The organism is Vibrio sp. YQ_11 (assembly GCF_043103065.1).
Classification (GTDB): domain Bacteria; phylum Pseudomonadota; class Gammaproteobacteria; order Enterobacterales; family Vibrionaceae; genus Vibrio; species Vibrio parahaemolyticus.
Genome location: NZ_JBICJM010000040.1, coordinates 1 through 615 on the forward strand (window position 1 = coordinate 1; position 615 = coordinate 615).

The window sequence follows — 615 nt, forward strand, 5'->3', positions numbered from 1 at the left end:
TCCTTGGCAACTAACGCCCGCTTAAGTGGTGAGCAACGCAAAGCGATGTTTCCGCACACCACCTAAATCACTAAATTTGCCGCAAACCACAAATGCCACGCGTTGCGAATCCGTCTTGAAGCGTTTGTTAGTTGCCAGACCCAAACGCTGATTTTATGACAGCTTGAACTTTGCCAACATCAAATTTTATGTACTTTGATGCATTCAAGTCAGGCGTAGTTTCAAAGCGGCTACTCAATGAAACCACGTAGAACATACAACGCCGCAGAAAACTGACTTACAACACCAACAAGCACTTTTGTGCCAACAATCTCACAATGCGGAGGTTCAACAAAGTCACTGAAACCACGTAGCACTTACACCACCAAAGAAAATTGCATTTCAGCGCGTAAATCAGCTTTTAGAACGACAAACTCGCCGAGCTTATTTTCAACAAACAATGTCGCTTCGATTGTACAAACTACTTCAAAAACAAAGAACAAGTGAGCGATCGTTTGCTGAAAATTGAACCTGAGAAATGAAACTGCCAAATCACATCAGAACTATTATACCAACTAGGATCTAACTTCTGACTTTCAGACTCCCTGCCCTTAAACCTTTTGATTTGGTTACGTT

The 615-nt window shown here is 42.1% G+C and carries 1 protein-coding gene; it reads right to left on the reverse strand.

All coding sequences use genetic code 11. The features are described from left to right. Nucleotides 1-230: 230 nt before the first annotated feature. A complete protein-coding gene (locus ACF8EG_RS15825; protein WP_276428179.1) occupies nt 231-356 on the reverse strand; it encodes a hypothetical protein in 126 nt (41 codons plus the stop codon). Nucleotides 357-615: the final 259 nt, after the last annotated feature.